Here is an 11417-nt window from a genome sequence, read left to right as displayed (position 1 = left end):
AGCCCTACTTTCGGGCTTTTACTTTGAAATATGACATGAATTTGGTTTGATCCCCAAAGATTTCTTGAATTTCAGCATCACAAATAATCGAAACCAGTGTTTTGCGGATCATTGAATCTAAACTTTCGCTAATACGTACATGCATTATGTGAGCTGATTTTTTTGGGGCAGTCTCGGAACCATGGAGAAATGCCGATCGTAGTGAGAACCCTGAGTTTATATCCGACTTCAATCTTTCTCTGTCCTTATTGCCAACACCTATAAACGAAGAGACTCTTGCCATTAATTTTTGTTTAATATCCTTATTCGATTTGCCGTCCGAAAAAAGAGCTTCTAAAGCTACAATATACCATGATATCTTTTTTAACACTACATTGGTTTCTCGCGCACTAAATACAAAATTCAATGCTCTATCAATTCTATTTGTTAAGCTGTAATCAATTGTATTAATACTTTTAGCATAATTGAATTCACCGTTCTCAATCTTAGTCCTTTGAGATGTAGTTAAAATTTTACCTAACCGACCTAGCAAATCACCAGCCTTCACCAAAATAGATAAATTAATCTTTTCCTTTTTGTAAGTACCATCAGCTCTAGATAGAAAGACATTTCTCATATCTAAGTGATACTCTTCTTTAGCTACATCAAAAAGAAGTGATCGTGAAGTATATACAGACATGTCTTTTATTAACCAGGTGCCAAATGTAAAAATCTGTGCCAATTCGCTATGAAGATCATAATGGCCATCTGGTAAGTTTTCGCGGTTTATTTTTCGAAAAATTATCCCTCTGGTCTTTAGTTGATAATTCATTATTTTACCATAGTTGACGAAAAATTCATTTGGCAACCTATCTATAAAGTAACTTCCATGATAAATTCCAAACTCACCTACATTATTTTCTAATTCAATGTTTTCGATAAAAACAAGTTGTGTATACATACTAAATAAAGTTAAATTTTAGACTTCAATTAATTTACTTATTTATTTTATATTTAATTGTAATATTAAAAATCGTTTTTATTATGCGATTACCTTAAACTTTGGTAGATCACTAAATTCATCATTTACTCTCAGTGCCAGATCTAGGTTATCATCATCGTCTAAATGGGCGTACGTCATAGTTGTTTCTATTTTAGTATGGCCTAATATTTTATTCAGAGCGAGTATATTCCCCCCAAATTTCATAAACAAATGGCCAAAGGTATGACGAGCAGTATGGCTAGTCACCTTTTTATTGATACCACATTCCTTCATAAATACTTTTAATGTACGGTTATACTCCTGCTCTGTCGGCAAGTCGAAGAACTTACCTCTATTATTCGAAATAAATCTTTTGGCGATCGGGATCAGAGGGATCGTTATTGTCTTAGGTTTATTCTCCGAATTTTTAATCATAAGGAACTGGAGGAAATTATCAGACACCATCCATTGATAAGTCGATTCGTAAAGGTCTGAAATCCGGAACGCTGTAAAACAGCAAAAAAGAAACGCAGAAAGTACTTGGTAATCTTGAGCACCCAGAACACCTTCATCCAATTTGTTGATCAATTTGATCACTTCTTCCTTGCGAAGGTATACAGCTTCTTTTTTATGGTATGAATTTTTAACCTCTTTCGGGCCAAACTCTGGAACATAAATACCATGCTGATCGCTTGCTATTGCCAAATAAGCTTTAACATCTTTGATCCGTGTCCAAATGGTGTTATCTTGGATAGCCTTCTTGACCACCCGGCCGTTTTCTCTGATCTCAGACTTAAGATAGTTTCGGTAATCTGCAAACCATTTCTTGTCGATCTCTGGAAATACTGTTAGCGGTCTAAAATCTATGATCGAATTGATTGTACTAAGGTGATTCATATAAGTGCGCTTGACAATCTCTTTTGAAGCGTAGCGCTCTCTCCTGGATAGTTGCATAAATGCGACCAACGATCGGGAAGCATCAAAATATAAAAGTTCACGCTCAACCATTTCATTAGATAAGATCCGGTTCTGAAGACGAAACCTTTTTGCGATCTCGTTGATCTTCGATATATGGTCGCGAATGATCAAGTTATAATCATTGACGTCAGGATCATTTTTGAATCGCTGGCGAAGCTCATTCTTCCCAAAATCTATTTTGTCTGCTGGCCACTCCAGGTTTAAATTGAACTGTTTGCGATCGGCCTTTGGCCCAATATCTGAAATATAAGATTCAACATACAGAGCCGACATTCCATTTTGCTGGATGCGTGCTTTCCACGTAAAGAGTTTTAAAGAAATTTTGAACATTACTACGGGTGATGATAAAGATTAATACAGGCCTCGATCTTGTCTACATCATGTCTACAAAATTTCGGCATTAAAACTAAACCACCCGTGTCAAGGAGTTGATTCTATGTTCCCAAAAGGGCATTTTACTTAAAAAGGGCCTTATCATGTGTAATGTTAAGACCCTTTCAGTACCCGGAGCCGGAGTCGAACCGGCACGGTTTCCCACTGGTGTTTGAGACCAGCGCGTCTACCAATTCCGCCATCCGGGCATATCCGTTTGGGATGATGCAAAAGTAGGTTTTTTCACGAAAAAGAGAAAACTTTTTGAATAAATTTACAGCATAAATGAATATAAAGCTGACATTCAGTCAAATAATTTTCTATTAGTTACTGAGAAAACTTGCTCTTACGGTAATATTCGCCGTTTTTTTTCGTGAAGTTGTATTAAAAACACCTCCAGAGGAATATTCTTCATTATCATTTTGCCCAGTGATCTGAAAAATTCCAAGATCGGCCTTTACGAGATTACCCAAGTCAGCATTCGACTCGCTCGCAATATTATTAGCACGCTGATGTGCATTTTTTGAGGCTTGCGAAATGAGTTCCAATTTCAGATCTTCCAACTTAGAGTAATAATAATTAGGTGTGCTCGAACTAAGTTCAATTCCTTTAGATATTAATGTGGATATCTCTCTTGAAGCATTATCTACCTTGTTCAAATCTTTTGATTCCACACTAACGGTTTGAGACAACGTATATCCAGAAAAAGTATTGTAACCATTGCCCTTCCCATCGGTATGGTATTCAAAATCCTTAGCAATGTTAACCGCTTCAAAACGGATCTCGTCGGCTTTCACCCCTTGTTGAACTAAAAATTCACGGACCAAATCACGATCTGTTGCCAATTGAGCAGAGGCTGCACTCAACTCGAAATTTTTTCTGCTAAAAGTAGCGCTCCATTTGACCAAATCGGACTCAAAATCTTTTTTGGCATTCCCATTTACGGTGATCGTCTGCATGGATTTAAACTTGTATCGGTATGCCGATCCCGCGACCCAGGCAGTGACTACGATTAAAAGCCCCAAAATAACTGAAGCAATAATAGCGGATGAAGATTTCATAACCAGTTTTTTATGTTTACGTAACAATGAATATACCAAAAAATCAACCGTTTTTTATTTTTTATAGATAAATTGCGACAAAAAGTATTAAAATATGAATAAGAAAAATATCTGTATTCCATTTTGTTTTTTAGCAGCATTTGCTGCCCATGCTCAAAAGAAACCATTGGATCATACAGTATATGATGGTTGGCAAAATATCTCCTCGCCATACATCAGTAAATCCGGTAAATTTATCCTATTTCAAGTCACTCCCCAAGAAGGAGACGGTCAACTTTTTTTAAAAACAAAAGATAGCAAAGAAATCGCCCAAATTCCTAGAGGCTATAATGCGAAAATAACGGATAATGAAAATAATTTAGTCAGCTTAATCAAAGCCCCTTTTGCAGCCACCCGCGAGGCTAAGATCAAAAAGAAAAAAGCTGAAGATCTTCCAAAAGATTCACTCGGCATTTACAATTTGACGACCGCTGCCCTTGTTAAATTTCCGCAGGTAAAGTCCTATAAAATTTCCGAACAGAACAATAATTTCGTTTCGTTCCTTTTTGATAAAGAAGTAAGTGAGCAAGCCGTACCAAATGCTGCCACAACTGCTGGTTCAACAAATAAGAACGGTGATAAAAAGAAAAAGACGATTGCAACCCTTGCTTTATACGATTTAAATACTGGAGATTCCGTCCAATTCTCAGCTGTGGATCAGTATGAATGGAATAAATCAGGGTCGAAAATCGTTTTCTCCAAAAAAACTGATACAAAAGACAGCCTTTCAAAAGAATCTGGTGTATACCTTTACGAATTAGCAACTAAAAAGCTCAAGAAGATATCAAATGGAAAAGGCAATTACAAAAACTTCAAGTTTGATGAATCAGGCGATCAGCTCGCTTACGTAGGTGACCTCTCCAATGAAAAAGCATTACTAAAAAATTTCAATCTTTATTATTATACAAATGCGATAGATACAGCACAATATCTTGCTACAAAAACCAGCAATGGTATTCCTAAAAACTGGGCCGTTAGCGGAGATGGGGAAATCCGTTTTAGTAAAAATGGAGAGAAGTTGTTTTTTGGAATAGCACCAATACCTCGTGTCAAAGATACTACCTTAGTGGATTTCGAGCATGCGAAAGTGGATGTTTGGCATTGGCAAGATGACTATTTGCAACCTATGCAGCTGGTAAATCTGAAGAAAGAACTCGCAAAAAACTTCTTAGCAGTCACTTACCCCAAATATGATCGCACGATTATTCCACTCACAGACAACACGTTTAATTCAACTTCTCTTACCCCAGATGCAAATGCTGAATATATCTTGGCGCGAACTGACTTCGGCAAACGGATTGAAAGCCAATGGGAAGGTAGTACACGGGATGATATTTACCTGGTATCGACGAAAACAGGAAATAAAGAATTAATTCTCTCAAACTTTTCAGGAAATGCGATTTTAAGTCCCGATGCAAAATATATAGTATTTTTTGATCAGGACAAGGGAACTTGGAATTCTTACCACATCAGTTCCAAGAAAAAGATTGTGTTGAATGAAGGCATACCCGCATCGTTCTCCGATGAAGAAAATGATATGCCTACCACTCCACAGGGCTATGGCATGGCTGCCTGGACTCCCGACTATAAGGGGATATATGTCAATTCAAGATATGACATCTGGTATTTTAATTTAGACGGTTCAAATAAATCTATTTTAACCAATGGTTATGGTGCGGCGTCACAGACAACATTCCGTTACTTGCCTTTTAGGCGAGAAGAAGACCGAAATCAAGCCACAACACTTGACTATAAAAAGGGCGGCTATCTGACATCCTTCAACAACAAGACTAAAGAATCGGGTTTTTACCAGTTCAAAGGACAACGCAATGACCCAAAAAGCCTCCTGATTGCACCTAAATCTTTTAAGAACATTAGTGCCTCCGCAGATCAAAAAACCATTCTTTACAGCAAGGAGGATTATATCATGTCTCCCAATCTATATACAAATACCGCAAAATTCAATGATGAATCTCAGTTATCCAATATAAACCAGCAACAGGCTGATTACAACTGGGGTACAGCGGAATTGGTTCGCTGGACTACGCCAGAAGGCAATCAAGCAGAAGGTATTTTGTATAAACCGGAAAATTTCGATCCGACAAAAAAATATCCGATTATCGCTTATTTTTATGAAAAGCTGTCCGATGGTCTATACACCTATCAGGCTCCTGCACCTACCCCGTCGCGTTTAAACATTCCTTATTTTGTTAGTAACGAATATTTGGTCTTTGCACCAAACATCAGTTACAAAACGGGGCATCCTGGCAAATCGGCGGAAGAATACATTAATTCGGGGATGGAATACATGGCTCAAAACAGCTGGGTCGATAGTACGAAAATGGGGATCCAAGGACAAAGCTGGGGCGGCTATCAAGTGGCACATCTGATTACACGGACGAATATGTATGCGGCAGCCTGGACTGGTGCTCCTGTCGTCAATATGACCTCGGCCTATGGCGGAATACGCTGGCAAAGCGGCATGTCGCGTCAATTTCAATACGAACATACACAAAGTCGTATCGGTAAAACGCTATGGGAAGCACCAGAACTCTATATTGAAAATTCACCATTATTCCATTTGGATAAAGTAAATACTCCTGTGGTGATCATGGCAAATGACAATGATGGGGCTGTCCCATGGTATCAAGGGATTGAAATGTTTACCGCATTGCGCCGATTGAAAAAACCTGTATGGATGTTGAATTACAATGGTGACGAGCACAATCTGATGCTGCGACAAAACCGAAAAGATATACAAATTCGAGAACAGCAGTTCTTCGACCATTTTCTAAAAGGAGCTCCTGCACCCAATTGGATGAAGAAGGGGATTCCAGCCACGGAAAAAGGAATAGACTGGGGACTTGAATTCTAACACAAAACAATAAAAAGGTGTAATTTTTAAAAATCACACCTTTTTTAATGGCGAAAAACCCTATTTCACAAATTATTTCAAAAAAAACATCAAAAAAAATTTCAATTTTTAACAAAAACACAATATTTTTGAAAAACAAAATCAACAAAACTGTAATTTAACTACAAAATACAAATGTCGAACCTAAGATTCAAAGCAGTAGAAGCAGCTGGCTCACGCCAAATCGCTTCATTTGAAAAAGTTGAAACTAAAAAAGCAACTGACATCTACGGAAAGAATGTTTTTTCCGTAAACAAAATGAAAGACTACCTTCCTAAAAATTCATATAAGGAGTTAGTTGCATCCATTGAAGAGGGCCAAATTATTTCAAGAGATTTAGCTGAGCATATCTCACAAGCGATGAAGACTTGGGCACTTAATCACGGTGTTTCACACTACACACACTGGTTTCAACCCCTAACTGGTTCGACTGCTGAAAAACACGATGCGTTCTTTGAACCTGATGAAAACGGTGAAGCCATTGAAAAATTTACAGCTGACGCATTAGTTCAACAAGAGCCTGATGCATCCTCATTTCCGAATGGTGGTATCCGCAACACGTTTGAAGCTAGAGGTTATACTGCTTGGGATCCATCTTCTCCAGCTTTCATCTATGAAACAGGAGCTGGTAAAACACTCTGTATTCCTACAGTTTTTGTTTCTTATACAGGAGAATCATTAGATTATAAAGCACCTTTGTTAAAAGCAATCAATGCCGTTGATAAAGCAGCAACTGATGTCGCTCAATATTTTGATAAATCGGTCACTAAAGTAAACGCTTCTCTTGGTATTGAACAAGAGTATTTCTTGGTTGACCTTTCCTTATATAATGCTCGTCCAGATCTTCAGTTAACGGGCCGTACGTTATTTGGCCACATGTCGGCCAAAGGCCAACAATTGGAAGACCACTATTTTGGTGCGATTCCAGAACGCGTATTGGCCTACATGGTGGACTTGGAAAACGAAGCGCTAAAATTAGGTATTCCTTTAAAGACTCGTCACAACGAGGTTGCTCCATCCCAATTCGAGTGTGCGCCAATGTATGAAGAAATCAACTTGGCAATCGATCACAACCAATTGTTAATGAATCTCATGGAGCAAGTAGCTTTACGACATAATTTTAAAGTATTATTGCACGAAAAACCTTACTCTGGTGTTAATGGATCGGGTAAACACAACAACTGGTCTCTAATCACAAATACAGGTATAAACTTACTGTCTCCGGGTAAAACTCCTAAGAATAATTTGATGTTTTTGACTTTCTTTGTCAACACTATCAAAGCAGTTTATGAATATGCTGATTTAATGCGCGCTTCTATTGCGAGTGCAAGCAACGATCACCGTTTGGGGGCAAATGAGGCTCCTCCAGCAATTATTTCAATTTTCTTAGGCTCTCAATTGGATGAACTTTTGGAAGAAGTTGAATCGGCTCGCGTAGCTAAAAAAGTGAAAGCAGAGGCGAATTTATGGCATGGAATCCCTAAAGTTCCTGAATTAAAATTAGACAATACTGACCGTAATCGTACATCACCATTTGCATTCACTGGTAACAAATTTGAATTTCGCGCGGTCGGTTCTTCAGCAAACTCCGCTTTACCAATGACGGTATTGAATGCAATCGTCGCTGCACAGTTGATCGAGTTCAAAACAGAAGTTGATAAACAAATCAAAAAAGGCACCAAAAAAGATCTTGCGATCTTAAACGTAGTCCGAAAATACATCAAAGATTCAAAAGCGATCCGTTTTGAAGGTAATGGATATAGTGAAGATTGGGAAAAAGAAGCTGAAGCTCGTGGTCTTTCTAACATCAAATCGACACCTAAAGCATTAGATGTTTATGTAAAAGAAGAATCTTTAGCCCTGTTTGAATCACTAGGTATTTATACCAAACGTGAATCAGAAGCTCGCCACGAAATTTTGCTTGAAAACTTCTATAAAAAATTACAAATTGAGGCGCGTGTCATCGAAGAGATGGTTAACAACCAAATCGCCCCAGCATGTTTCATTTATCAAAATGAACTGATTGAAAACGTCAAAGGATTAAAAGACCTGGGTCTGGCACAAGCAGCATTCAGCTCTCAATTAAACTTTGTAGAACGTATTTCAACACATGTAAATACCATCTTGGAGCAAGCTGAAGCAATGCGTCAAGAACGTAAAAAAGCAAACCAAATTGATGATGTACGTGAGAGATCAATCGCTTACGATGAATTGGTTAAACCATATTTCGATGTGATCCGTTATCATGTCAACAAATTGGAGAAAATTGTTGATGACAAAAAATGGCCTCTTCCAAAATTGAGAGAGATCTTATTTTTAAGTTAAGATAACTTCCCAATAAAACAAAAAGAGCCGGCAATATTGCTGGCTTTTTTGTTTTAGGGGAACATGCGTCATCTCTTGCTCCTTACTTCCTCTCACAACAATAGCTCCTATTTTTTTAAACGATTATCTTCGTCATTATTCCCCCCCTTTTTATTGACTGATTTCATATTCATATTACCAAAACGATAAGAAACAGAGAATCGGATAACCCGACTATCATATGCATTTCGTATACGATAGTATCCATTTTCCTGATAACTCGACAATCTGCGCTGGCCTCTTGTATTCAAGACATCATTTATACCCAACTTGACATTCAATTTTTTGTCAAGAAATGTTTTACCTGCACCTAGATCAATGCCATAGTAAGACTGAAAACTGAATACGCCATATACTGCTGGCGAGAAATAATTGCCCGTTAGCTCCAGGTTTGTCGTTTCCCCGATTCGGATATCATGATTGGAACTTACTTGGAACGATAACTTTTCCAATTGGCGTTGCGCTCCGGAGTGCTCATCAAAACTAAACTTATTATAAAAAGCGCTGGCATTGTTAGCAATACTCCACCATTTAAAAAGCTTAACGGGTATATTGACATTCATGTTGTAATAATCAAAATAAGCCAAATTTCGATCGGTCTGTGCAATAGCTTTGGTCTCTGAATTACTTTCTATGACCTGAGTGATTGCATCGTTGGTCCTCTTATAGCCCAAACTCAGTAAATAGCGATCTTTAAAGGTATAATTTACTTCATACGAATTGGTGTATTGCGGATTTAAATAAGGGTTGCCATACTGATACGTGTATTGATCCAAATAATACACAAAAGGATTCAATGAGCCATAATCAGGACGGTCAATACGTCTGCTATAACTCGCACCAAACTTGTGATTATCATTAATCTGTTGCTGTACAAATATGGATGGAAAAAAATCGGTATAGGTACGTTTTGTTTGTTGCCCAAGCGTCACTGAGTTTCCTAGGGAGCTCGTATTTTCAACACGCAGTCCAGTTTGTATCGAAAACTTTCCGAACGATTTATTTAAACTGAAATAAGCTGCTGCTATATTTTCATTGTACAAAAAATGATTACTTTGACCATTATTTTGCACAAACTCGCCTTGCTGATCCTGATCTTCGTACAACAAATTATTATCTGTTTTTACGCGGCTATATTTTAACCCCGCCTCGAGTTTCGTCGTTTTATTAAAAGGATGGACAAAATCGGTTTTAAAAACTAATATTTTTGTCTTAGAAAGCATATCATTCCGGAAAATATGCGGTGATTTAAATTCTTCCCAGTTTGCGTCCAAAAAATGGTTTGTAACAGTGCTATTGTCATTATTTTTAGAATATGAATAGTCCCCATTAAATGTCAATTCAGTCCCTAAGGTATCAAATGTCTTTTTGTAATTCAGATTATAAGTGAGGTAATGGTATTTAAAATCTGACAAATTACTTCCTAATACTACCGAGTCAAGCTTTCCTTTTTGAGAAGCGATCAGATTGCTTCCCTCCCGTGTTGAATGACCATTGCTTACATTACCATTAACCACAAATCCAATGACCTCCTGTTTCCCCAGGTTAAAATCTGCCGCAAATTTGAAATTATGGCCTCGATAGCGGAATTTCGAATAAGAATCCGAATTGAAAAAAGTCGTCCCGCTTTTAATATCTACAGCCCTATCGATATCTAAATCATTAAAGCCTAAGGCAGTTGCATAGTTATAGGAAGAAAATAAGTTCACCCAATTATTACGATGGTTTATGAGAAAGCCACCATCAGCCTTTGTATATTTACCCTGCCCTAAATTGAGGTTTAAACTAACATTACTTCCAAATTGCGTATTCCTCTTTGTCTTAATATTAATAATTCCTGCATTCCCTGCCGCATCATATTTTGCAGGTGGATTGGTGAGTACTTCGATCGAGGCTATTGCATTTGACGCTGTATTTTCCAATAAGCGCGACACTTCATCTGCAGAAAGATAAGTAGGCTTACCATCAATCATGATGATCACATTACTTTTTCCACGTAGGTTGATCTTTTTGTTGTCTAAAGTTACCCCCGGAACCTTTTGCAAGAGTTCCAATGCGTTATTTCCGGTTGCCAAAATACTGTTCTCGACATTGAGCACAACTTTATCCAAGTGACTTTCAATTAATGGTTTCTTACCAATTACCTGTGCCTCATCCAGCACTCTACTTTCCACCTGTAATCGAATCGTATCGAGCACCTTGAAATCACTTGCACGCAGCATCATTTCCCCAGAACGATAAGTAATATAACCCACCGTGGACACCTGTAAGCTGTACTTCCCCTCGGGTATCGCAAACAACACAATTTCTCCATTTTCGTTGGATAAGGTTCCTTTTAACAAGATATCATTGGGTTTACGAAACAGTGAAATATTTGCGGCAGCAATGGGCTGGTTGTCCTGCCCAACAACGACAGTACGTAATTTCCCCCCGTCAGACTGTGCTGAAATGGGTCCGGCATTAGAACACAGGAATAAAACAAGAGAAAATAAGAGCAATTTAATTTTTTTTAGTTTCATAATTTAATCTCTTTGGGCTATCAATCGGATAGTCAATTTCATAATACTGACAACAAACCTCGCGTATTCATTACACGTCGACTAGCAGAAATAGACAGGTAGTCCGATTCACTCGGTAGACAAGCAAATAATATCGGTAAACCCTATCCTTCGCTGATCGCTTTTACAGCGGATAGGATCATGCGAGCTAATTTTGAATCTTCTGAAAC

The 11417-nt window shown here is 37.9% G+C and carries 6 protein-coding genes and 1 tRNA gene; 2 read left to right on the top strand and 5 right to left on the bottom strand.

Annotation, left to right across the window (positions count from 1 at the left end; translation table 11 throughout):
- Positions 1-4 precede the first annotated feature (4 nt).
- The 4 genes from QE382_RS10540 to QE382_RS10525 form a co-directional block, all read right to left on the bottom strand.
- Positions 5-940 carry a HEPN domain-containing protein gene (locus QE382_RS10540; protein WP_307185842.1) on the bottom strand — a complete coding sequence of 312 codons (936 nt, stop codon included), beginning with the start codon at positions 938-940 and terminating at the stop codon, positions 5-7.
- An 81-nt stretch (positions 941-1021) separates the two neighbouring features.
- Positions 1022-2269, bottom strand: a complete 1248-nt coding sequence (locus QE382_RS10535) for a site-specific integrase (RefSeq protein ID WP_307185841.1) — start codon at positions 2267-2269, stop codon at positions 1022-1024.
- Between the two features lie 171 nt (positions 2270-2440).
- Positions 2441-2520, bottom strand: a tRNA-Leu gene (locus QE382_RS10530).
- Between the two features lie 114 nt (positions 2521-2634).
- Entirely contained in the window at positions 2635-3372 is a 738-nt protein-coding gene (locus QE382_RS10525; protein WP_307185840.1) for an SIMPL domain-containing protein, read from the bottom strand.
- Positions 3373-3466: 94 nt separating this feature from the next.
- Between QE382_RS10525 and QE382_RS10520 the strand changes: the two genes are divergently transcribed.
- Together QE382_RS10520 and QE382_RS10515 are read left to right on the top strand one after the other, a co-directional pair.
- Positions 3467-6286, top strand: coding sequence for a S9 family peptidase (locus tag QE382_RS10520; protein WP_307185839.1), 2820 nt, complete (start codon positions 3467-3469; stop codon positions 6284-6286).
- Between the two features lie 174 nt (positions 6287-6460).
- Complete coding sequence (locus QE382_RS10515) at positions 6461-8650, top strand: glutamine synthetase III family protein (protein WP_307185838.1); 2190 nt, start codon at positions 6461-6463, stop codon at positions 8648-8650.
- 107 nt (positions 8651-8757) lie between these two features.
- Here QE382_RS10515 and QE382_RS10510 read toward each other — a convergent pair whose 3' ends face one another.
- Positions 8758-11208: a TonB-dependent receptor domain-containing protein gene (locus QE382_RS10510; RefSeq protein ID WP_307185837.1), complete on the bottom strand. Its 2451-nt coding sequence runs from the start codon at positions 11206-11208 to the stop codon at positions 8758-8760.
- Positions 11209-11417 lie beyond the last annotated feature (209 nt).

It is taken from the genome of Sphingobacterium zeae (genome assembly GCF_030818895.1).
GTDB classification, from domain to species: domain Bacteria; phylum Bacteroidota; class Bacteroidia; order Sphingobacteriales; family Sphingobacteriaceae; genus Sphingobacterium; species Sphingobacterium zeae.
This window is presented reverse-complemented; position numbering and strand designations above follow the sequence as displayed.

Coding starts and splice junctions, on each gene's coding strand:
- QE382_RS10510 (WP_307185837.1), bottom strand. CDS start 11,208: ATGAAACTAAAAAAAATTAAATTGCTCTTATTTTCTCTTGTTTTATTC.
- QE382_RS10520 (WP_307185839.1), top strand. CDS start 3,467: ATGAATAAGAAAAATATCTGTATTCCATTTTGTTTTTTAGCAGCATTT.
- QE382_RS10535 (WP_307185841.1), bottom strand. CDS start 2,269: ATGTTCAAAATTTCTTTAAAACTCTTTACGTGGAAAGCACGCATCCAG.
- QE382_RS10525 (WP_307185840.1), bottom strand. CDS start 3,372: ATGAAATCTTCATCCGCTATTATTGCTTCAGTTATTTTGGGGCTTTTA.
- QE382_RS10515 (WP_307185838.1), top strand. CDS start 6,461: ATGTCGAACCTAAGATTCAAAGCAGTAGAAGCAGCTGGCTCACGCCAA.
- QE382_RS10540 (WP_307185842.1), bottom strand. CDS start 940: ATGTATACACAACTTGTTTTTATCGAAAACATTGAATTAGAAAATAAT.